The 22,422-nt window shown below is 60.5% G+C and carries 15 protein-coding genes; 5 read left to right on the forward strand and 10 right to left on the reverse strand.

The genetic code is table 11. The annotated features are described in order from the left end of the window. Positions 1-27 precede the first annotated feature (27 nt). Complete coding sequence (locus LNV28_RS09825) at positions 28-3,165, forward strand: cellulase N-terminal Ig-like domain-containing protein (protein WP_263568825.1); 3,138 nt, start codon at positions 28-30, stop codon at positions 3,163-3,165. Positions 3,166-3,418: 253 nt separating this feature from the next. On the opposite strand, the gene LNV28_RS09830 is transcribed toward LNV28_RS09825, so the two are convergent. Further along, positions 3,419-4,237 carry an SDR family oxidoreductase gene (locus tag LNV28_RS09830; RefSeq protein WP_263568826.1) on the reverse strand — a complete coding sequence of 273 codons (819 nt, stop codon included), beginning with the start codon at positions 4,235-4,237 and terminating at the stop codon, positions 3,419-3,421. 90 nt (positions 4,238-4,327) lie between these two features. Beyond that, positions 4,328-4,900, reverse strand: a complete 573-nt coding sequence (locus LNV28_RS09835; protein WP_263568827.1) for a TetR/AcrR family transcriptional regulator — start codon at positions 4,898-4,900, stop codon at positions 4,328-4,330. Positions 4,901-5,539: 639 nt separating this feature from the next. Here LNV28_RS09835 and LNV28_RS09840 point away from each other — a divergent pair. Both LNV28_RS09840 and LNV28_RS09845 read left to right on the forward strand, forming a co-directional pair. Then, positions 5,540-6,499: a toll/interleukin-1 receptor domain-containing protein gene (locus tag LNV28_RS09840; protein WP_263568828.1), complete on the forward strand. Its 960-nt coding sequence runs from the start codon at positions 5,540-5,542 to the stop codon at positions 6,497-6,499. A gap of 450 nt (positions 6,500-6,949) precedes the next feature. Further along, positions 6,950-7,291 (forward strand): hypothetical protein, encoded by a 342-nt coding sequence (locus tag LNV28_RS09845; RefSeq protein ID WP_263568829.1) that lies wholly within the window; start codon positions 6,950-6,952, stop codon positions 7,289-7,291. A gap of 368 nt (positions 7,292-7,659) precedes the next feature. On the opposite strand, the gene LNV28_RS09850 is transcribed toward LNV28_RS09845, so the two are convergent. From LNV28_RS09850 to LNV28_RS09880, 7 genes are all read right to left on the reverse strand, one after another. Then, on the reverse strand, positions 7,660-7,839 hold the full coding sequence (locus LNV28_RS09850; protein WP_263568830.1) for a hypothetical protein: 180 nt from the start codon (positions 7,837-7,839) through the stop codon (positions 7,660-7,662). A gap of 10 nt (positions 7,840-7,849) precedes the next feature. Next, the gene (locus LNV28_RS09855; RefSeq protein ID WP_263568831.1) at positions 7,850-8,128 is read right to left on the reverse strand and encodes a hypothetical protein; all 279 of its coding nucleotides are present in this window, start codon (positions 8,126-8,128) and stop codon (positions 7,850-7,852) included. An 88-nt stretch (positions 8,129-8,216) separates the two neighbouring features. Next, the gene (locus tag LNV28_RS09860; RefSeq protein WP_263568952.1) at positions 8,217-9,203 is read right to left on the reverse strand and encodes a helix-turn-helix transcriptional regulator; all 987 of its coding nucleotides are present in this window, start codon (positions 9,201-9,203) and stop codon (positions 8,217-8,219) included. 404 nt (positions 9,204-9,607) lie between these two features. Then, entirely contained in the window at positions 9,608-10,885 is a 1,278-nt protein-coding gene (locus LNV28_RS09865) for a cytosine permease (RefSeq protein WP_263568832.1), read from the reverse strand. A 21-nt stretch (positions 10,886-10,906) separates the two neighbouring features. Continuing rightward, on the reverse strand, positions 10,907-11,992 hold the full coding sequence (locus LNV28_RS09870; protein ID WP_263568833.1) for an S-methyl thiohydantoin desulfurase family protein: 1,086 nt from the start codon (positions 11,990-11,992) through the stop codon (positions 10,907-10,909). Further along, the gene (locus LNV28_RS09875; protein ID WP_263568834.1) at positions 11,989-13,557 is read right to left on the reverse strand and encodes a hydantoinase/oxoprolinase N-terminal domain-containing protein; all 1,569 of its coding nucleotides are present in this window, start codon (positions 13,555-13,557) and stop codon (positions 11,989-11,991) included. Before LNV28_RS09875 ends, LNV28_RS09870 begins: the two co-directional genes overlap by 4 nt. Positions 13,558-13,568: 11 nt before the next feature. Next, positions 13,569-15,704 carry a TonB-dependent receptor gene (locus tag LNV28_RS09880; RefSeq protein WP_263568835.1) on the reverse strand — a complete coding sequence of 712 codons (2,136 nt, stop codon included), beginning with the start codon at positions 15,702-15,704 and terminating at the stop codon, positions 13,569-13,571. Positions 15,705-15,870: 166 nt separating this feature from the next. Here LNV28_RS09880 and LNV28_RS09885 point away from each other — a divergent pair, with 166 nt between their 5' ends. Beyond that, positions 15,871-18,561, forward strand: a complete 2,691-nt coding sequence (locus LNV28_RS09885) for a LuxR C-terminal-related transcriptional regulator (RefSeq protein ID WP_263568836.1) — start codon at positions 15,871-15,873, stop codon at positions 18,559-18,561. 720 nt (positions 18,562-19,281) lie between these two features. Here LNV28_RS09885 and LNV28_RS09890 read toward each other — a convergent pair. Beyond that, entirely contained in the window at positions 19,282-20,433 is a 1,152-nt protein-coding gene (locus tag LNV28_RS09890; protein ID WP_263568837.1) for an alpha-hydroxy acid oxidase, read from the reverse strand. Positions 20,434-21,338: 905 nt separating this feature from the next. Between LNV28_RS09890 and LNV28_RS09895 the strand changes: the two genes are divergently transcribed. After that, a complete protein-coding gene (locus LNV28_RS09895) occupies positions 21,339-22,391 on the forward strand; it encodes an SIS domain-containing protein (RefSeq protein WP_263568838.1) in 1,053 nt (350 codons plus the stop codon). Positions 22,392-22,422: the final 31 nt, after the last annotated feature.

Consider the following 22,422-nt stretch of genomic DNA (forward strand, 5'->3'; position numbering starts at 1 on the left):
ACCGACAACAATTCACGGAGCAATCAAATGGCTAAATCTCTGAAACAGGCATTGGTAATTGCCGCACTGATCGGATCTAGTTGCGTCGCGCAGACTGCTGTCGCGGCCTGTCTGAACGTTGGCTTTGATTCTTGGCCAGCTACTGGATGGACGGCCAGTCTCGATACCTCAGCTTGCCTTACCGCCTCGGCCACTGCGGCCTTGGACATCTCCACCTTCCAAACGGGCAGTGATGCCCGCATTGAGGCAGACATCATGCTGCAGGGCTCAGGCTCTCAAGCATCGCAAGGGGGCCTGGTCCTCCGAAGCTCCGGTAGCTATGCCAACGGTTATCTGGTGCTTCTGCATCGGCTGGCCAATGGCAACAGCACCGTGGAAGTCTTTAAGAACGGTGTGTTCAAAACCAGTCAGGCTATTTCAGCACTCGCTTGGAACACCGCATACCACCTTCGCATTGACGCGGTTGGAAGCACCTTGCAGGTGTACTTCAACAATTCCAGCACACCGACGCTGACCTACACAGACACTTCGACGCCATACACCTCCGGAAAGTTTGGCCTGTTCCGAGCCGGTACGGGTGCTAATTTCAACAACATCACCCAGACGGCGTTGAGCGCGACGTTGCATACGTCGGAGCTGGGCTACCAAACTTATGCAGAAAAGCGTGGCCTCTTGCGTGCCACGCCTGCAGGCAGTGCATTGCTTTCCATCGCGGGGGCTTCCTGGGCCTTGAAGAACAGCAGTAATACGGCGGTCGCCACAGGTACGGTCGGCGCAAAGACCAGTAAGTGGGGCATTGACTTCTATCCGATCGATTTCTCTTCGGTGACGGCCGCGGGCACTTACACGCTGGAGGTGACGGTCAACGGGAGCCTGAAGACATCGCGCAGCTTCAAGATTGGTGACGCTCCATTGCTGCAGACGGATATGTACACGATTGCCGTGCAGCAGCTGGAAGACCGATACGCAGGACCGACTCCTTCTGCGCTCGCTACGACAGGCATGACCCTGCTCGGCGGCTATTTGCCGGCCACAGGGACTGCTCGTTCGGATATCCGCCTTTCCAACAATCCGGGCAACGGTCCGGTTTCGGCGGGCTCCACGGCGGACGCATCTCCTGCGATCCCGAAGATTTGGGTTGACTGCAGCAGCAACTACACCGAAATGGGATCCGCTTCGATTGCAACTCGAGCCTTGGTGGAGCTGTACACCTTGAACAAGAGCCAGTTCTCGGCAGCCAATCAGTCGACGATGCTCACCAACATCAAGCGAGGTGCTGACTACATCGTGGGATTGCAGGAGTCGCATCCCGGCGACAGTTTGCGAGACGGCAGGTTCCGGCATTCGCTCATGGTCAATCTCGCGAGTGAAGTCGGCGCCGAATCGGCCTGGTGGGCTGGCAACGTCCACCCCTGGAACAACCAAGGGGTGGGCATTGTGACCCTCGCGCAGGCGTACACCGCACTCAAGAATCAGACCGGATTCAACAGCAATGCGACTGCCTATCTGACCGCCGCGAAGAAGGCCTGGACAGTGGCCAAGGCTCGCCCGTACTACCTCGCCGAAGACGTTGAGATCAGCAACCTACCGGGCTATTACGCTGGCTATACCTTTTGGGAAAACCCGAATGAGTTGGCTCGTGGCTTCTATGGCATCACAGACGACAACTGGAGCTTCAAGGCTGTGTCGCAGCAGACCACCAACTACAAGGGATTGCGCTCGCGTGAATTGCTAGAGTTCCTCTGGGCATCTACCTCGCTGTACCAAATCACTGATGAGTCGGGCAGTGCCAAGCAAAAGTACCTGGACGAAGCCGTTGCCGTCGCAGACGAGTTGATGAGTCGCCAGTACCTTGACCACGGCAATAAGTTCGATGGCGTGTATGGCATGTTCCGGGAATTCAGCCAGACCGACGCGAATTCAGGGGGGCATGCGGCATTCCTGAGTGAGTCAGCACAGGCCGGGTGGGTGCATCTCGGCAATTACATCTACACCAACCTGGATGGGTTCTTGGACCTTCTGAAGTTGGCCCCGACCGACGCCAAGGCCGCATCGTGGGATCGTGCAGCGCGCGCCTGGGCGGAAGCGTATGAACGCCCCGCAGCAGCGGCCAATCCCTTCAAGATCGCACCCAACACGGTCTATCCCGACCCCAATGGTGATGGTTCGACGAGCGATGCTTCTATTTATTGGTTCGGCAATCGTCTGCATGGGGGCAGCGATGTCTTCGGGCAAGCGGCTCGCAGTTTGCTGCGTATGGGCAACTACTTGAATGACGAGAGTTATCAGGTGCTCGCCAATGCCAATGTGCAGATGTACACGGGCCTGAATCCCGGTGCCGTGCTTGCTTCGACCGGTGAAGTGAAACCTACATCCATGATCAAGGGTGTGCCTTCAACATCTTTGGCCGCGGGTTTCATGGAGCCATATGCCCCCAAAGGGTCCATCAACAACGGATTCAACTCGACCACAACATTTAACACCGCGTTCTACACGAAAGTGACGAATGAGCACGTCATCCCGGCAGATGGACCGAACGTGTTCGGCGGCAGTGACGAGAGTTGGATTGCACATAGCCATGCCTACGTGATGGGGGCGGCAAATCTGGAAGCACCTCATCGCGTGGAGCTTGACTTCTCCGAGGGCGCAGCCACCGTTGGGGCGACGGTTCAGGCCAGCTTCCCGGCCAATGCATCGATCGCCACCCGCAGCTACACGGTGCCTTCGAGCGGCAAACTCACCATCACTGACTTGCCTTTGGGTCAGAAGGTGGTGCTGCAGGCGCAGCGGCCAGGCTTTGCCAGCTTTGCCTTGCCGGTCAACACGGTGGGTGGTGGCTCTGGGGCCTGGGTGGTGGATTGGAGCAACTACCTCGGTGCGGCGTTCACTGGGGTGCCTGCCACCGCTTCCAAGAGCACCAACTACACCATGACCTGGACGGTGCAGAACTTCGGTTCTTCTGCGGCGACGCCAAGCATGGCCTTCTCGGGGGCTGGCGGGACGATGGGAAGTGCCACTGCTACCGCCACGGTCCCTGTGGGTGGCAGTGTCAGTGGAAACGTCAGCTTCACGACGGGTGCCAACACGGAGCCGTACTCCGTGCGAGCTGTGTTCACATCCGGAAAGAACGTTCAGAAGATCACCGCGACCGGCTTGATTCAGTGAGGGCGTGAGGAAGAAGAAGAACTACCGAAGATAGAGATGTCCCCTGGCTTGGCCCGGTCTGTGATGGACCGGGCCTTTTTTTGTTCCTCCGCCATTGAGTAAAAACCCGCTTCGAATTGCCCCGAGGCGATTCAAGCCGAATCAAACCCGCCTACTGGCACGGTATGGACAAAATCTTGGCCAAGGGCGGTCAAGCCATCCAGCAAGACAACAGACTCGGGAGTGAGTTGTGTGCGGGAGTAATCGTGGACTTTCATAAATGGAATTTAGCTACCACCCAGTCTCTGTACTCTTCGTCGGTCAGGCTTGCTCGGTGGGCCAACATGGCCTGCGCATCCTTGCCGGCCAAATAGCGCAGTTGAGCTGAGCCGTCGGTCGCGGCTTGGTAAATGACCTCGGCAATTTGGCTGGCATCAGAGTAGTCTTTTGCCCGATCTGGTTCCATGAAAGTCGACATTGCAGCCTTCAGCGAGGCATCGTAGGCACTCAAGCCGGCTTGCTGCATGAAGTCTAACGAGCGCCCGCCAAAGTCGGTTCTCACACCGCCAGGTTCAATCAGCTTGACTTGGATGCCATGAGGCGCCAATTCCAGCGCGAGCGATTCGGACAGCCCTTCAATTGCAAACTTTGTACCGTGGTAGATCGAGTTGAAGGGCAGTGCCAGCCGCCCGCCGATGGAAGACACGTTGATCACCAGGCCCGCCTTGCGTGCCCTGAAGTGCGGCAGACAGGCCTGGGTGGTGTAGATGGGACCAAACACATTGGTGGCGTACTGGCGCTCCAGTTGCGCGGCTTGCACGGCTTCCAGCGGGCCCACGAGGCCATAGCCTGCGTTGTTGAGCAATACGTCGATACCTCCAAATGCCGTCAAGGTCGATTGCACGGCCTGCGCGATGTTGGCGCGGTCTGTTACATCCAGAGGTAGCACGACAACACGCTCCAAGCCAGCCAGATCGCCTGCAGATTCGGGCTTGCGCATAGTGGCCGCCACATTCCAGCCCTCTGCATGGAAACGTAGGGCGGCGGCGTGGCCGATGCCAGTGGAGGCTCCGGTGATCAAAATGGTTTTCATATTTGCTCAGAGTTCTGTTGGTGGTTGAGGAGTCTCAATATCGATCATTGCCGAATGAAAATTCGCTTAATAATCAAAAAAAGTGGATGGCTATGCCTTGATGGCGTCCCAGCACATCTGGAAGGCAGTGTTGCGTGTGGCGGTGTCGTTGGCTACAGAGTGTTGGCCTATGAGTTTGGCGGTCTCATGCACAGAGCCCACCAGGCTGGCAATCAAGAACGGCAAAGGCACATCCTTCAAGGTCTCTTCTTGCTGACCAGCCGCCAGAAGGCTCTGAAATACAGCAGCCAGGCGCGCACTCAGGGAACGGTTGGCTTCGCTCATGTACTCCGAGCTGGCGTATTGCTCCATGAAGACCAGCTCCGCCTGATTGGCCAGGCGGTTTTCCAGACTGTTTAGCCACAGCTGGCGAATTCGAGCTTTGATGGGCGCCTGGCTGAGGTCCCCCTCGAGCAATCGGGCAAACGTGACAGTCTTGGCTCGTTCGTAAAGCGCGTCCAACAGATCCTTCTTGGACGGGTAGTAGACGTACAAAGTGCTGGTCGCGATTCCGGCACTTCGGGCAATTTCGGACAACTTGAGCGCACCGATCCCCCGCGCAAGCACACATCGGTAGGTGGCCTGGGCTATAGCCTCTAGTTTTTGCTCGTCTTTTAACTTCACAAACGCAAATATAGGCGAATTTCTATTCGTTAAAAACAGAAGTCTATGTATTCGGCACGGGCATCACAACGCCGACTGCAGTCGCCGTTCGGCAGGTGAGGAGGGTGGCGCACAGTTGATGAGAGCCTAGGTCAGCGAAGGGGTGCGCTTGGCCGAGGGCAGATCCAACACACAAAACATCGCGCGATCCGTCGGGGTCAAGCACGCCTTGCCTGTGTGCATCGTGACTGGCAATGTTGAGGGGCGACTTCTGTTTGACGCTGGTGAATACCGCTCAGTGGCAGGACGGGCACGGCCTAATGGATCGTTTCCGCAGGCCTTTGCGGCGCTCGCGCACGCCAATACAAAACGTTAGCGCAAGCGAGACCGGCGCCAGGAGCGAGCACATCCAGGGTGTGCACATCATGCCCAGGTTGTTGGCGATCCTGCCGCTCGGGCAGTGCCATCTAATCCATCGAGCTGCGAGTGGCGCATCCCTTTGAACAGCCAGCATGCATCGCACTCACGTGCAGTGATCTCGCGGACAGCCGGGAAGGCGAGGGCAAAGCGCGATAGTAGGAAGCACCGAACCTAGTTGTCATGACATTGGCTGCCGAGGCCTACGCGAGAATAGGGGTCATCAATAGTTGAAGGTAGGAAATGGCCAGCGTCTTCTTCTCGTACAGCCACAAGGACGAAGCTCTGCGAGACCAGCTTGAAACCCATCTGGCATTGCTCAAGAACCAGCGGCTGATTGAGGCTTGGTACGACCGCAGAATCGTCGCCGGCAGCGATGTCGACGACAGCATTTTCGAGAAGCTCGAGACGGCGGACATCATCTTGCTGCTGGTCAGCTCGGACTTCCTTAGCTCAACATACTGCTACTCCCGGGAGATGCAGCGGGCGATGGAGCGACACGACGCCAATGAGGCCCGCGTCATCCCGGTCATCCTGCGTCACTGCGACTGGCTTAGCGCGCCCTTTGGAAAGCTCATGGCCGCGCCTCGAGACGGCAAGCCTGTGACCTCGTGGCCCGATCGCGACGAAGCACTGGCCGACGTGTCCAAGCAGATTCGAAAGGCGGTCGAAGTTGTCCTCGCCACCGGCTCGGCCTCTCGGCTTCCCACTGTCGTGCCAGCCACCCAACGCGCACCGTCGTCTAGCCTCATCAATTCGTTGCCCCGTTCGAGCAACCTGCGCCTGAAGAAAGAGTACACCGAGCAGGACCGCGACGAGTTCCTTAGCTCGTCCTTCGAGTACGTTTGCAATTTCTTCGACGGGTCAATTCACGCTGTGGGTGAACGTAATCCTGACGTCACAGGCCGTTTCGAACGCATCGACTCCAGGCGCATGGCGGCACTGCTTTACCGCGGCGGCAAGAAAATCGCTGAGTGTTCAGTGAGGGTGGATGGCTTTAGCCGCGAAAACGGCATAGTGTTTTCCTACGATGCATCGGTACACCAGGGCTCGTTTAACGAGCTGCTGAACGTGAAGGCAGACGAGCAGTCCCTGTTCTTGACGATGATGGGAATGTCATTCAACAGCGACCGCGACAGGCAGTTGACGCCGGAAGGTGCCGCGGAGTTTCTTTGGGAGCTTTTCATCAAGAACGCCCAGTAGCCCATCACCGTCAACGTCCTGTGCCCAATTCCCCACTTTCACGCGACGGCTCGGTAGATTCCGAAGTGGCGTGACTGGCATGTCAGTCGGACGGGCTCTCCAGGTTGGCGTGCAGCACCAGCTGAACAGCCGTTGGAAGCTTCCGGTGTCTTTGCACCAGAAGCATTGCAGTCAGGCAGCGGCGTTGGGGTGGGAAATCTTCAACATGAAGCTCTGTGGAGCACTAGCTGCTGGAGCTTCAAGATACCCGTGTGCAGGGACCGAGAGCAGTTTCTTGCTGTCAGGATGGATGACAATGAAGGCTTGGTCGGGAGCCGGCCACTGGCGCTGGACCTCGCCGCGGTTTCGTTGGTTCAGCACGCATTCTTGCCTGGGGTTTTCTATCGATGGGGTCCATCGAGTCTGACTCGCCCCGACTTACCGGAAGCTCGCATTGAGCTTCAACCATCGATGACATCCTTGGATTCAATAGCAAAGCGCATTGCTGACCTCGACAATCTGCTGCAGCTGCTTTGCAAAAGCGTTAGGACTTCCACACCCTGGGAACTCAAGCTGCATGATTTGCTGACCCAAGCCGATCAACAAATGTTGCTCGCGCGCTTGTGTGTGTCGATGGAGGGCAAATCGGTGGAGCTGAATGATGCCGTCGGCGCAATTTGTGACCATTTGCGCGCAGCAGAACTTTCAATCTCCAAGGGGAGATGTGAAGCACCGACTCGCGTTGCAGTCAAGATTGCCAATGGACTTGCGCGCAGCATTCGCGAGAGCCTTGCCTCAGCTGGCGACTGTTGACACACGCAAAGGACCTGCTTACTGGGGCTGCTCAATGCGGATGCAGGCTTGTGGCGTAGAGAGGAAGGCCTGTTGGCAGCGAGCGGACGCCATAGTGACCTGAAAGTGCTGGGTATGTTGCGATGTGCCAGCAGCCGAATTCAGAGCGTGACAAGCCTCTTGTTCCCAGCCGGTCTTTTGTGAAACAGGCCAGTCGCTGATTTCGGATCTACCAGAGAAAGCCTGGATCACGCCTTCAGTGCCGGGAAGGCGATGACAAAGTCCTGGAAGGCCGCGTTCCAGCCTGCTAGCTAAAAGCTAGGGGAATAGACTTGGACGAGGCCCCGGGGGCCGAGCCCGAAGGGCTCGACCACCGCAGGGCAACAGGCCTACTTGCCGTGCTCCTTGCGCACGCCCTTGAAAGGCGTGCCGTCTTTCTTCTGGTCCATGAAGCGTCCTGTATCGGTGTCCCGCTTCACCCAGGTATCCGTGACGGGGTTGTGGGTCTGCGAGCGGTCGCGTACGGCGCCACGGCGAGCATTGTCGCCAACGGGTGGGTTCTTAGCCATGATGTACTCCTTAAACGTTGAGGGTATGGGTCCAACGAGGCAAACCACTGCGGGTTAGGAAGTCCACCAGGTGCTTGCTGCCGAAGAACTGGATCTGGCCGCCTGAGCGGAAGGCCAGCGCCGATTGGTCAATGCGCAGCGAATTTGCCCGAGCCCTTGCTGTCAGCTGCGCCAGTAGCTCGCTGTTCGCGGTTGTGGTGCCGCTGCTCGACCGTGCGTCGAATACTGCGAAATTGACGTCGCCGCCGCTAACTGCCGGTTGCCGAAGATGCGCAAAATTGATCTGCATTCCAAACTCCCTGCCCGCGTAAAAGTGCAGGCATGGGGGAAGTCTGAACGGTCGCTAGATCACGGAGTGACCTGGATAAAACCACAGCCTACGAGTAGAGCTCCGCCGCGGCCCTCAAGAGTTCTGCCACACGCTGACGAAGCTCTGGCGGCGCCAGGACCTCGACGTCGGCGCCGAACCTCAGCACATCTGTGACCAATTCTTGATCCTTGGAGTACGGGACCTCCAATTGGTAGCAGCCGTCGGTAAGCCACTTGCTGGTTTGCTTCGAGTGCCAGCGCTCTAGTGAGACGTAACGGGCTCGGGCTTTGCTGAACTTCAACACCGCGCGCTTGTCGGCTTTGCCCGCGTAAATGCCGTACCCACTCCGAAAATGTCCGTCCAATTCTTCCTGGCTCACCTCGAAGGTCGCCTTTTCCGTGAGATCCACTTCCTGGATGGCGTCTAAGGCAAAGATACGCAACTCGTTCCGTAGGTGGCACCAAGCATCGAGCAACCAGTTTTCGCGGTAGTGAACCAACCGCACCGGCGACACCTCGCGTTGGGTCTCTTCGTTCCTGTCTCGGTTGAAGTAGCGCATCACCACACGCTTGCGTTCCAAGACAGCCTGGGTCAACAGTTCGAAGTTCTTCACCTCGATGCGCCGGCCAGCGAAGTGGATGAGCTTGACGCGCTTCTTAACATCCTTCGCGGCAGCCAACGATTCTCCAAGCAGGCTCTCAAGCTTCTGCTGCAGCGGGTGAAGGTGAGACTCCAGCAGTCCGGGTTGGATGCCACTGACCAAGTGCTGCATTGCCAGTAGAGCGTACAGCTCGCTTGCGTTGAACCACAGCCCCGGTAGCTCAAATCGCTTCCCTCCGGGAAGATCGTGGACGACCCATTTTTCAATGTCGCGATCAAACTCGATTGGGCAGTCGATGCGGTCACGTAGAACAGCTATGTCGCGTTTGATCGTGGACTGTGACACTCCGAGTTCATTCATGAGCTCCTGCATCGTTGCGCCGTTTTTGTGCCGAACGATACTCAGAATCTTGTGAATCCGCTCTGTGTTTTCCTTCTTTGCTCTTGATGGCATAACCTCACCTCCCAGTGAAACCACGATGCCGCATTCCGTGTTCTCGAGTGCGGCATCGGTCGTTGATCAAAGCAACTTCTAACGCACACGATACATGCATTGGTTGTCTGCCGAGGTGTTCGTGCTCGCCTGACTGGGTTGGACACCTTCATGGCGTGGAGTTCATCAAGTTGCTGTTGGCAATTTGAGTACTCACCACCAGCCTTCTTCCTGGGGCACGCATGCGACGGGTATGCGGTGACTTGCCGCCGGGTCTATTTGGAGTGATGGGAAGGCAAGTTCGTCGTCGTTCAATGGCCTTGCCTCAGCGCGGTTTATTGCTTCAGCTTTGGCAATCATTTGGCTCGTCAGCATGGCCAAGGTTGATCCGGAGTGTTTTCAACCAACCGGCACCAGGAATTCGGCTAGAACTTCTCGACCGAACGGTCCGCTGCGGAAAGCGTCGTTCCTTGCCCGAGCTTCGCGACCACTGAAATTTCTGCGCCGGGGTATCGCAGCAATCGATGAACAACGCCATAGATCAGCGCGCTCACCGCTATCGAGTCCAGTGCCGGCACCGCGGTCAATGCAAGATTCCAGGGCGGTGACAGGGCTGCCCAGGTGCTGCCGACAGCCCAGGCGATCAGCGCGTCGGCTCGCCAGCGCGATGCAATGGCTGCATCACTTGGGGCCAGCGCTACATGGACCAGGTAGATGCCGGCAATCGGCGGAATGCACACCCCGAGCCACAGCAGATAGGGCACCAGCAACTCGCCGATGCCGGCCAGGCCCAGGCCTGTGCCGACGAGACCGGCAACCAAGGTCAGCTGCCAGGGGGGCTGGCGCGGTCTTAGGGTGCTACCGATCAGGGTGGTGGCATAGAGGTTGAAGCTGTTGGTGGACCAAGCCGTCAGAGCGACGATCAACAGTGCCGGCACGCCCAGCCCAAGGGTCAACATGATTCGCACCAGATCCTTGTCGCCACTGGCCAAACTAGGCAGACCGGCCAAGGTCAGTACCAGCGGAAAGCCCAGGCCATAGGCTAAGGCGCAGGCTAAGGCCGCATGGCGGGGCGACTGGGCGAAGCGGCAGATGTCTGGTGACAGCACCGCCCCGACCATCAGGCCTCCGGCCACCATCGACACACCCATGCCCATCGGCATGGCGATGGCCGGCACGAAAGACCAGACCGGGGAGAGGCCACCGCTTAGCGCGGCAATAAAGGTCCAGGCCAGCAGCAGCATTTTCAGCGGCGTGGTTATGGCCGACAGCAGATCAAGCGCCCGAAAGCCGATCATCGCCGTCACCGTGGTCAGCACGCAGCCGCCCAGCGCCAAGGCCCAGATCGGCGCTCTGGCCAAGGCCGGGCTGACTGAGGCCAACGCCTGGCCGAACATCATCGCCACTACGCCATACCAGCCGAGGATGCTCAGGCCCAGCACGCCATTGGCCAGCCGTGCACCATATTCGCCAAAGGCATCGGTGATCAGCTCGTAAGTGGTCTTGCGCGTGTGTGCGCCGGCGGCACCGGCCAGAGCGGCGATCAGTGCCAGGATCGCACCGCCTGCTAGGCTGGATTGGATCGCGCGGACGGCACCGAGCGCATGACTCAGCTCGGCGCCCATCACGAAGGCCGGCAGCGCAATCATTACCGCCAGGAGGATCAGCACGATGCGCCAGGCGCTGGCGCGGGGGGCATTCAAGGGCGTCATTGTTTGCATGCCTCAACGGTCCATCACCGTCTGCTCCACCGGCTTGTAATCGTGGTCGTAGCCGAAGTAGCGCGGCCCGACCAAGGCTATGGCTTCCGGCGTACGCCAGGCCGGCACGCAGGGCAGGCCCAGCACCGCAGCGCGCAGGCCGAAGCGAGCCTGCTCGGCGGTGATCGGCTCGCCGGTTTCCAAGTCAACCAGCACGATCAGGTCCGGCGTCGTGCACAGCACGGCTTCGTCGGTGCGCGCCATCAAAAACTCGTTCTGGAACTGCAGCTGCAGGCGCTGGCCAGCGTTGTCGTCGAGGCCTTGCAATTGGGCTACGCCGCGGCCAAAGCGGCCGTCCGTCGTGCGCTGTACATCGGTGATCTTGCCTTTGAACAGACAGAATCCCTCGGTCACGCGCACCAGTTCGGCCACCGGGTCGAGGTGGCGGGCGCGAGCGTCGAACAGCGCCTGGCCGGCCCGCTGCGTCATCGTGATCGAGCCGCGCACCAGCGCCTTGCGCGCCTGCGCCGCCGTCATCGGGTATATGGCCATGCAGCAAGAGCCCCCCATGTCCATCGTGACGCTGCGCACAAAGCGCTCGGTGAATGCATTGCTGATTGTGCTTATCGTCAGCGTATTGCCCTTCTCGTCGGCCAGGGCCAGCGGACTGGCCGCAATGCCCTGCAGGGTGCACAGGGTCATCTGGATCTCGGGGAAAGCGCGGCCCATCGTGTCTCCATCGATCAGGGGCAGGCCGGTGGCGCTGGCGATGCTGAACGGGATCGTCGAATTGAGGCCACCGACCTCGATCGACATCACCGCCTTGGCCTTCTTGCCCAGCAGTGCTTCGAGGCTCCGCAGCGCGGCGATCATCGGTCCTATCTCGGGCAGCTTTTCAAGCATCACGGCCGGTGCACCGGCCATCGCCACCGGCACGATCAGGTCGTCGTCGTCAAGCTCGTCGATCTCGATCAGCCGCACCGGCCCATGTTCGCGGATCGCCCGCTGGGCCAACAGCTTGCCGAGGTAGGGGTCGCCGCCGCCACCTGTGCCGTAGACCGCGCCGCCGATGGCAATGGCCTCCATATCTATTGCTTCGATCAGGGTCATGCCGTAGTTCCAGTCGCAGTTCCAGTTTCGTTCAGGTCCCCGATCACGCGCACGCGGATGCGGGTGGCGTTGCCACCGATGTAAGCCAGCGGCACGTCCTCGACATCGAGCAGGGTCAGAGTTTGTGGGTTGGCACCGGCCTGCACTGCCGTCAGTTCGGCATCGGCCCGCACCCGGGCAATTGCTTGCTCGCGAGTCATGCCTTCGTCCAGCCGCAGGACGCGGTCGCTCTCGCCACTGACCTGGGCCATCGCCGCACCGACCGCATTGGCCACCCCGAAGTGCGGCGGAATCGTCACCAGCGCTTCGCCGACGTGCTCCCGAAGCAGGATGCTGCCGCCGCCGACGACCACCACCGGCAGCACCACCGCCGAGGTGCGCATGCGCTCGACCGCATCAAAGACCATCTGCTGCAGCCGGGCGTGGCAGCGCTGCACCGCGTCAGCAGCCAGGTGCGCGACCCTGCCTGCATCGCCCAGGGTTGCGACGCCCGCCGCCACGGCAATGTCGGTGGCCGTCAAGGTGCGCCCCCCGAACACCAGTGCCTCAGTGTGGATGTTGTAGCCGACACTGCGCGGGCCAAAGGTCGTTTGGTCGGCATTGACCAGCGAGCCACCGCCCAGGCCGATGCTGTAAACATCGGGCATGCGGAAATTTGTGCGCACTCCTCCGACCTCGACCGCAATGCCGGCCTGGCGCGGAAAGCCCGCCTGCAGCACGCCGACGTCCGAGGTTGTGCCGCCGATGTCCACCACGATGGCGTCGGCGAGCCCAGACAGAAAGGCCGCGCCGCGCATCGAGTTGGTCGGCCCGGAGGCCACGGTCAGAATGGGGAAGCTCGCCGCCTGTTTGGCGCTCATCAACGTGCCGTCGTTCTGTGTCAGGTAGAACGGCGCGTTGATACCGCTGTCCTTCAGGGCCTGCTCGAAGGCGGCCACGACGTCCAGTCCCAGCGGGCCGAGGCAGGCGTTCAGGATCGCCGCGTTCTCGCGCTCCAGCAGGCCGATGCGGCCGATCTGCGAGGACAGGGTGATGCGCGCGTCGGGCATCACCGCGCGCACCAGTGCGGCGGCAGTATGTTCCTGCGCATCGTTTATGAAGGAGAACGCGCCGGCGATCGCCACGTCGCGCAGCCCCAGCGCCGCGAACTCTTGCGCAAAGCCATGGATTTGCTCTGGCTGCATGGTGGCAAGCTCTCGGCCGTCGAACTCGTAGCCGCCCTGGGCCAGGCGCCAGTGCATCGGTACAGCGTCCAGCATGTCCTCGGGCCAGGCTGAGGTGGGCGGTAGGCCGCTGGTAGCCGGTAGGCCCAAGCGGATCATGCCCACCGGCGCTAGGTGACGACGCTCGACCAAGGCGTTGGTGAAGTGCGTCGTGCCTATCATCACAGCGCCGATGTTGGCACTTTCGATGGCGGCACCGGCCACCACCTCTTTCAGTGCATCGACCACGCCGCTCATCACGTCGGCGGTGGTTGCCGTCTTCAGCCCGAACAAAACCTCGCGGCCGCGCATCACGACGGCGTCGGTGTTGGTGCCGCCGACGTCAATACCCACTCGAATCATGGCGCTCTTCCTCACAGGCGGAACTTGGCTTCGAGACCGACAGTGCGCCCTGTGGCCAGCGAGCCGATGTCGTAGGGCAGGCCGCTGTAGCGTGACGAGTTGTAGTCGGCGTAGTAGCGCTTGTTGGCGAGATTGCGACCGACCAAGGTGACCGACCAGCGGTCCTTGGCGTCACGCACGCCAATGCGCAGGCCCAGCAGATCGAGTGCTGGCGACACAGCTAAGTTGTCCGGGTGCCAATACTTTTTGTCACGGTGTTCGTAGTCGGCGCGCAGCAGGCCTTCCAATCCATTGCCCAGCGGCTGCGTGTACTGCGCACCGAAGTTGATCTTAAAGGGCACTGTCTTCGGCGTGTGGTTGCCGACCGTGCCTGGTTCGGCCGTGCTGCGACGGATGCTGCTGGCGGTGATGCCCAGACCGCCATCGAACTCAAGGCCCTTCATCGGCAGGAAGCGGAAGTCCATGTCCAGGCCCTTCAGCGCCACTGAGTCGATATTGGTAATGACCTGGGAGCCGCTGGCGATATCGACCTTGAAGAACTGGAAGTCCTTCGAGCGCGAGACGAACAGTGCAGCATTGAACAAGAAGCGTCCCTCCATCAAGATGGTCTTCGCGCCAATCTCGGCATTGCTCAAGGTCTCGGCCTTGAAGTCCGGGATACTCGGCGCGTTGAAGCCGCCGGAGCGAAAGCCGGTGCTCAGCGTGGCGTAGGCCAGGGTGTCGCGGCTGTACTTTTGGGTCAAAGTGAACTTGGGCTGCCACTTGGAATAGGTGGCCGAGCGCTCGTTGCCATTGAGCACATTTGTCTGCTTGCGCTGGTCGCGGTCATAGCGCAGCGCGCTGGACAGAGTCAGCTGCTTGCTGAAGTCCACATCGACCTGGCCGAACAGGGCCGAAGAGCGGTTGTGGTTGGATTCCTGCAGATGGACAATGGTCTTGGCGGCATCGTCCCACTGGCCGGTCGAGCTATCGATATCGATGAAGGCGCGTGTTTCCAGATTGCGCAGGGTGTTCAGGTAATAGAGGCCGCCGATCCAACGCACAGGCAGGTCGTCTGGCGAGGTCAGGCGCAACTCCTGGCTGGTCATGCGTACACCGAGGTTCTGGCCCTGGCCGGCCTGGAAACCCAGACCCAGAAAACCGCCGCGCGAGTCGGTCGGGTTGGAGAAATCGACATCGCCGCGGTAGCGCTCGGTCAGATTTGTGTAGCTGGTGATGGACGTTAGCGTACCTACATTCAGCTCATACTGGACCTTGGCACTGAGGTCATCGGTGTGGCCCTCGGTGCGGCCCAGGATGTTGGAACGCGGTGCCACGATCGTCGCCGGATTGCGGTCAGTGACTATGCTGTCCCAGGTCGCACCGGCGGCATAGTCGATCACGTTGGCGCGCAGGTCGATCTGCAGGCCGGCACTGGGCTTTAGCAGCAGCTTGGCCCGAAGCGAGTTGTCATGACCGACGGCATCGACCTTGGCCCCGCTGTAGGTGTTGGTGATCAGACCGTCGCTGCTTTTGGTTTGCGCAACGACGCGAAACAGTGCCGTGTCCGGCGCCAGCGCGCCGCTGACGCCTCCAGACAGTTCGCGTACATTGCCATTGCCGACCTCCGCGCCGACAAAGCCCACCAGCTTGTTGCCAGGTGCTTTGGTCTCAATATTGATCGCCCCGCCGATGGCGTTGCGGCCATACAAGGCTCCTTGCGGGCCCTTCAGAACTTCGATCCGTTCGATGTCGAACAGATTCATCTTCAGCTGCTTCTGGTTGTTCTGCGGCACGCCATCGACCACCACCGCCACCGGAGAGTCGGCATTGTTGATCTGGGTCACGCCACGCAGCACGATGAAGGAGTTGCCGTAGGTGAAGGAGTTGTCGAAGGACATGTTCGGCGTCAGGTTCACGAAGTCCTGTGTGCTACTGATGCCCATGCTCTCGATCTGCTTGGACGAGAAGGCTTTCACCGAGGCTGGCACGTCTTGTAGGCGTTCAAGCCGACGCTGTGCACTGACGACCACCGTCTCCAGCTTGGGCGGTGCATCGGCAGCGGCGGGCGGCTCGCTGACCTGGCTCCAAGCCGATCTGGTGAGCAGGGCTAGCGCGGCCAGGGTGAGGGGTTTCAGCCCGTGGCGAGCTTGCGATGAGCACTTCATGTAAGGGTCCTTCGAGGTTGGCAAGGGGATGAATGAAGTCTGGGCGAGGCAGCCCGCTAGGGCAACGCATCTGGCGGGGGGCATGGCCGGAAAAAACGGGGGATGGGGCAAACCCGAGCGCATGACGCCGAGCGGCGGCCGAACGTGCCATGCACAATGAACCGGCATGACATCGACCGCCGAGCCCGCCCTGCGCTTTGAACCCTTCGTGCATGTGGACGAGGCCTTGTGGCGCCAACGCGTGATCGACCGGCTGCTGAACGCCGCCCCCAGCTCAGCCCGGCTGACCCTGCTGAGCGCACCGGCGGGCTTCGGCAAGACTACGGTCCTGGCACAGCTGGCCGACTACACACGCGGCGAAGGCTCTGTTGTCGCTTGGCTGAACTGCGACGAGCGCGACAAGGACCCGGTGCTGTTCGCCGAGAACCTGCAGGCCGCGCTGGGCCGCTGCAAGCTGAGCCAAAGTGCCAGCCCGTCTGGACCCTCTGCCTCCTCTGCCTCCTCTGCTCTTCGCCTGGCCGAGCTGCGCGAGCCCTTGCTGATCTGCCTCGACGACTACGAATGCGCGTCCAGCGTTGCGGTGGACGCCATCGTCGAGGAGCTGGTGCTGGCCGCGCCGGCCAATGTCAACATCGTACTGGCCAGCCGCGAAGCGCCCCATCAACACCTGACGCGGCTGCAGCTGGCCGGAAAGGTGCGCCTGGTCGATGCCGAGCTGTTGCGCTTCACCCGCGTTGAGTCGGTGCAGCTGCTGTCCGACGCCTTGCCCGAGGCCGCCGCTCAGCAGGTCGCTGCCTACGCCGATGGCTGGCCGTTCGCGCTGCAACTGGCGAGACTGCGCGTGAGCGGCGGCGCGGCGACCACCGACTGGACGGTCGATGCGCAGGCGAAGATTCCGCGCCGGCAGATCTTTGATTACCTGGCCGAAGAGGTGCTGGCCACCTTGCCTGCGGAGTTGCTCGAATTCCTGGGTGACGTGGCGGTGCTGGACATCGTCGATGTGGCCAGCGCCAATGCTTTGCGCGGCCGGGACGACAGCCTGGCGCTTATCCAGCAACTGGCGCGCATCAAGCCGATTGCCGTGGTCGATGAATCTCCCTGGTCGGCGCGGCTTCATCCGCTGCTGCGCGACTATCTGGTCGACGCTGCCGAACTGATTTCACCGGGGCGCATGGCCAGCCTGCACCTGCGCGCGGCCCGTCACTTGGCCGAGCGCGGCCAGCTTCATGAGGCGGTGGCCCATGCGGTGGCCGGTGGGCGGCTAGACATGGGGGCCGATCTGATCGAGGCTGCGGGCGGCTTTCTGCTGCTTGCCAACGAGGGCGCGGTGCGCTCGCGTTTACTGCTACAGCAATTGCCCGAGGCGACGATACGCAAGCGACCGCGGCTGCGCCTGCTGCAACTGGTACTGCAAGTGCTGGAGGCCGACCCGGCTAGTGCGGCCCTGGAATTCGAACGGTTGGAGCAGCAGATCCGCGCGGCCGACACCGGCGCCGACGACCCGGCACGATTTGACCTGGAGGTGTCGCGCTGCATGATGCAGATGAACCCGGCCGAGCACAATCTGCGCTTTTCGCCCTGGTCGGTGCTGGACCAGGCGCGGCGGCTGGCGCGCGCTCATGCTGGGCAGGACCAGCGCCCGTTGGGCTGCACCGTGCCGATCGAGATATTTTTCTTGCACCGTTACGGCCCGGTCGAGCGCTGCGAGCGCCGCATCCGAGAGGTTGAGGCAGTGTTCGCCAGTGGTGCCTACACTTACAACAGCCCTTGGATATGGGTCTACCACGCTCGCAGTGCCTTGGCACGCGGCGACCTGGCGCAGGCTGAGCGTGACATCCGTCAGTCGCTGCAGCAGGACGCGAATTTTCTCAACTTCCGCCAGGGTTCGCTGAGCCGACTGGTTAGCAGCCTGCTGGGCCATATCGCCCGCCTGCGCGGCGAGACCGAGGTCGCATTGGAACATTTCTCGGCCATGGTGCCGTGGGGACCCACGCGGCTGCTGGAGGTGCTGTACGCCGGCCATATCGAGACCGCGCTGTGTGAGTTCGCGCTGGGTCATGCGGATCGTGCGATGGAATTGTTAGAAGTTGCCCGCCACCTTGCTTTCGAGGAAAGCCTAGCGCATCTGGAGGTGCTGGCTGGTGCCGCGCAAGTGCAATTGTTGGCACGCCTGGGCAACTTGGACGGTGCGCAGGCGCTGGCCGCGCGCATCAAGCTCGACGAGCTTTGGGCCCTGGCACAGGAACCCTTCGCCTTGCCCTGGATCTCGGTCGAAGGGCTGGCGCAGGCAAGCTTCTTCTTGCAGATGGGGTACGGCGATGCAGCGGCGGCTGATTCGACCGCAACAGCGTTGCTGGGCCTGGCGAAACGCACCGGTCATCGCCTCGGCGAATTGCACGCTCACTTGATGGCGGCGCGTGCACGCGAGGCGCTAGGTAATGCCGGCGCTGCCCAGCGCGCGCTGCTGCATGTCTTGGTCCTGGGCACACACAGCGGTGCAATCCAGCCCTGTCTCGACTTCGGCGCCGAGCTGATCACCCAGGTACGCAGCTGGCTTTCGACTGCCTCGGCGGCCGATAGTAGCCCCGAGCTGCTATGGGCGCAGGCGCTGGTAAACACTTGGGAGCAACGCTTCCGCAGCCGCGCTCTGGGAGACGCCGACAGCCCGCTGACACCACGCGAGGTTGACGTGCTGTGCGAACTCGCCAAGGACCACACAACCAAGCTGATCGCCAAGAACCTGCTGTTGTCCCCAGAAACCGTCAAGCATCACTTGAAGGCGATCTTCTCCAAGCTGAACGTGCGCACGCGAGAGGATGCGATCCTGGAGGCAAGGCGGCGAACGTTGATGCCATGAGGGTAAGGAATCCCGACTCTACGGAGACTCGTTGGCACTGACCTGCTGGAGCTCATTCAGTACGACAGATTTCTGGGCAGCGCCTACGCCGGATTTGGGCTGTTTCTTGCCTATCTCCTCCTTCGGCATGAAGCGGTCGCCGCGGCAGCGCATGACGTTGTCTTGACCATCACTTGAGGCGCTGGCCTGACCGCGGTGGACTCGATGCGCCGACGGATCGCATCAGCTCGGCAATGCATCCAGAGTCCAGGCGAGGCGTGCGTGGCGCTTTGCCTATGCGATTGCCTGGTTTCAGCTACCGATCTCCCCACTGCATCAGCCCGCCGTCAATCCTAGGGCCATTGCTTAGCGACGCCATGCTGTCCACAGACTGGATGAAGGCGCCTGCAACCGGACACTGGCGCGCAGGACTGGCGTCAGCACAGCCATCAAAGGGGCCGCGAGAACACGGTGCCGGTCAACGGCATCTCTAACCCCATTCGAAGCCAGCAAAAGAGCGGGTTCTCAGCCAATCAGCTAGGACCAGGCTCACAAGGGCGGAAACACTGGTGGGGTGGGACTTCGCCATGGCGCTCAGCGCCGGCCCATGCCCTCGCAGGTCAATGCTGACCCGCGCTCGACGAACAGCCCCGGGGAGGGCTGCCGGACGGGCATTCGCAGATCGAAGTCGCGCAGGCCATACCTGAAAATTTGCACCTGAGTATTCTTCAGGTGGGTGAGTCAAGAGTGGAAGGTGCCTGGCACCAAGATACTCTGGTCGACTGTCTGAATGTTTGTGCGGCCGCAGAACGCCATGCTGGTGTCCAGCTCTTTGTGCAGCAGTTGCAAGCAACTCGTCACTCCGGCCTCGCCCATCGCACCCAAGCCGTAGGCCATCGCACGGCCAATCATCGTGCCTCGAGCGCCAAGAGCCCAAGCTTTGAGGACGTCCTGGCCTGAACGTATGCCGCCGTCCATCCAAACTTCAGTCTTGGAACCGACGGCTTTGACAATGGCAGGGAGTGCTCGAATGGTGGATGGCGCGCCATCCAGTTGGCGGCCGCCGTGATTGCTCACAACGATGGCGTCGGCTCCATGTTCTGCTGCCAGTTCAGCGTCTTCCACTTCCATGATGCCCTTGAGGATCAGTTTGCCCCCCCACTGATCCCGAACCCAGTCGATATCGGACCAGGAGAGTCGCGGGTCGAATTGCTCGTTCGTCCAAGCAGAGAGCGAACGCATATCGCTGACGCCTTTGACATGGCCAACCAGGTTGCGAAACGTTCGGCGCTGAGTGGCCAACATTCCCAGGCACCAACTTGGTTTGGTGGCAAGGTTGAGAATGTTTCGAACTGTGGGTTTGGGTGGTGCGCTCAGTCCGTTCTTGATGTCTTTGTGTCGCTGACCAATGACCTGCAAGTCCAGTGTTAGGACCAGAGCGCTACACCTTGCGTCATGGGCGCGCTGGATCATCTTTCGCATTGCATCACGATCGCGCATCATGTAGAGCTGAAACCAGAATGGGCTGCTGGTGTTTTCTGCAATGTCCTCGATCGAGCAAATGCTCATGGTGGACAGGGTGAAGGGGACACCGAACTTCTCAGCGGCTCGAGCGGCATGGATCTCACCGTCGGCATGCTGCATGCCGGTGAGACCAACGGGTGCGATGGCTACGGGCATGCGTGCCGCTTGTCCGACCATACGGGTCGCGGTCGAACGGTTTTCCATGTTCACGGCCACGCGCTGGCGGAACTGGATGCTCTGAAAGTCAGCTTCATTGGCCTTGTACGTAGACTCAGTCCAGGAGCCGCTGTCTACGTAGTCATAGAACATTCGAGGCACACGTCGTTGGGCAAGCTGGCGCAGGTCTTCAATGCAAGTGATCGTGCTCATGATTTCATGGGTAAAACACAATTTCATTAATGTATCACTGAAGATTCGAATTCGTGGATCGTTTGACGTGGCGCTCCGCGACAAGCCTCCGCTTATTGGTGTGACCACCTCATGCCTGACTTGGCACTTCATACATGAATGCTGAAGCGTGGCCAGATGAACCAATCTGGTGCTTGCGAGGTCCGCAACTTGCGCGGCCAGCGAGTATGTATGGAGAGGTTCGGGCGCTGTAGGGCCGTCACGTCTGGGTGGCCTCAGTGAGGAGCCGCTGGCGCTTGGCTTGTATCTGCCTTCTGCTTGCAGTGCTGCCTGTGCCTCCACGAATGCTTGGCTTCCCCAAGCTTCAGTGCGCGCTGCTTGCGTGTCGCTTTCAAGTTCTACCCGTTCTGCCAGATCTTGTCTGGAGAGCTACGACCCTGGCCTGGTCGAGGGGCCAGGGGAATTGTTACGTTGTGAATCCATTCGCCAGCGCGGCCGCTCGTCTTCAATGTGATTGCAACCTTTGTTCTTAACCTTGGTGCCTCCACGGGCGAGTTCGGCGAAGCCTGCCCTGGCTGGCATATCAATCTTGAAGTGCAGCTGCTCAGAGCGCTTTCAATTTATTACACCCACTGGATGTAAGTATTGACGCAAGATGGCTTGCGTCCTAAAGTGCTTCTCATGAAAAGCAAGACGACCGTCCGTGTTGGCCTTCGGCGAACCGTGGCTTCCGCTGGAGTTGGCTTGGAGGGGCGCGCAGTGCGGCTGATAGGAGTCGCTGCAGCCGCCTCTGTTTGCTCCTTGGCGGCAATGTGTTGACTCAGAGAACTGACCAGCAAGTCCTCGGCCCTGGGCATTGAAAACCGACCGACCTTCGCAACACGCGCTAGGTGAGTTGACTCCAACATTTGAATCCCACCCTCTCTATGTCCGATCTACTCTCATTCCAAGAAAAGCTGGGTGCAACGTTGATGATGCGAGAGGCGCGCGAAGCTGCTGATCGAATCACGTTACAGGGCTCGCAAGATGCCTATCTCTATAGACGCATCGGGGAGAAGCTGCGCGCTTTGGGGCCGCGCTCCGTGGTGACTTGTGCGCGCGGCAGCTCGGGTCATGCAGCGACCTATCTGCGCTACTTGGTGGAGGTGGAGTTGGGGGTGCTAGGGGCCTCGCTGTCTCCATCTGTGAGCTCGATTTACGGCAAGCAGCAGGATCTTTCCGGCTGTGTGTTCATTGCCATCTCGCAGTCAGGGCGCAGCCCCGATTTGCTTGCTGCCACGAGATCAGCCAAGGCCTCTGGTGCGTATGTGCTGGCCTTGGTCAATGTCGAGGACTCGCCGCTGGCTGCTCTGGCGGATGACACTTTGCCTTTGCGAGCCGGTCCCGAATTGAGTGTGGCGGCGACTAAGTCTTTCCTCTGCACCTTGGCGGCTTCTTTGCGGCTCGTTTCCGAGTGGACGCAGGACGAGGGACTGCGCCGTGACGTCGAGTTGATACCGCAGAAGCTACGGGAGTCTTGGGATCACCGCTGGGATGCTCTTGGCGCAGCACTTCTGTCGGCCCAGCATCTGATAGTACTGGGGCGTGGTGTGGGCCTGGCCGTGGCGCAAGAGGCTGCCCTGAAGTTCAAAGAGACCTGCGGCCTGCACGCTGAAGCATTCAGCAGCGCCGAATTTCGCCATGGACCTATGGCGCTGTTGCAGCACGATATCGCGGTGCTGCAACTCGGCCAGCGGGACGCCAGTGAGCCCGCTACGCGGGAGTTGGCGGAGCAGCTTAGCGCCGATGGGCACCGCGTTTTTCTGGCCGGTATCCAGGCTTCGGGACCCCATTCTTTGCCTCTCGCGGAGGCCTCGGCGGCCTTGGTGCCGCTACTGTGCGCCCAAGCGGCCTATCAGCTCGCCGCAGCCCTCGCCGTTGCCCGGGGCCTGGATCCAGATAAGCCACCTCTGCTGCGCAAGGTGACGGAAACCATTTGATGCAAGACGGGTTCGCCCGTGTGCATTGAGA

Source organism: Paucibacter sp. DJ2R-2 (assembly GCF_025717675.1).
In the GTDB taxonomy this organism is placed as follows: domain Bacteria; phylum Pseudomonadota; class Gammaproteobacteria; order Burkholderiales; family Burkholderiaceae_C; genus Paucibacter_A.

Coding starts and splice junctions, on each gene's coding strand:
- LNV28_RS09825 (WP_263568825.1), top strand. CDS start 28: ATGGCTAAATCTCTGAAACAGGCATTGGTAATTGCCGCACTGATCGGA.
- LNV28_RS09830 (WP_263568826.1), bottom strand. CDS start 4,237: ATGAAAACCATTTTGATCACCGGAGCCTCCACTGGCATCGGCCACGCC.
- LNV28_RS09840 (WP_263568828.1), top strand. CDS start 5,540: ATGGCCAGCGTCTTCTTCTCGTACAGCCACAAGGACGAAGCTCTGCGA.
- LNV28_RS09845 (WP_263568829.1), top strand. CDS start 6,950: ATGACATCCTTGGATTCAATAGCAAAGCGCATTGCTGACCTCGACAAT.
- LNV28_RS09850 (WP_263568830.1), bottom strand. CDS start 7,839: ATGGCTAAGAACCCACCCGTTGGCGACAATGCTCGCCGTGGCGCCGTA.
- LNV28_RS09855 (WP_263568831.1), bottom strand. CDS start 8,128: ATGCAGATCAATTTTGCGCATCTTCGGCAACCGGCAGTTAGCGGCGGC.
- LNV28_RS09860 (WP_263568952.1), bottom strand. CDS start 9,203: ATGCCATCAAGAGCAAAGAAGGAAAACACAGAGCGGATTCACAAGATT.
- LNV28_RS09870 (WP_263568833.1), bottom strand. CDS start 11,992: ATGACCCTGATCGAAGCAATAGATATGGAGGCCATTGCCATCGGCGGC.
- LNV28_RS09875 (WP_263568834.1), bottom strand. CDS start 13,557: ATGATTCGAGTGGGTATTGACGTCGGCGGCACCAACACCGACGCCGTC.
- LNV28_RS09880 (WP_263568835.1), bottom strand. CDS start 15,704: ATGAAGTGCTCATCGCAAGCTCGCCACGGGCTGAAACCCCTCACCCTG.
- LNV28_RS09885 (WP_263568836.1), top strand. CDS start 15,871: ATGACATCGACCGCCGAGCCCGCCCTGCGCTTTGAACCCTTCGTGCAT.
- LNV28_RS09890 (WP_263568837.1), bottom strand. CDS start 20,433: ATGAGCACGATCACTTGCATTGAAGACCTGCGCCAGCTTGCCCAACGA.
- LNV28_RS09895 (WP_263568838.1), top strand. CDS start 21,339: ATGTCCGATCTACTCTCATTCCAAGAAAAGCTGGGTGCAACGTTGATG.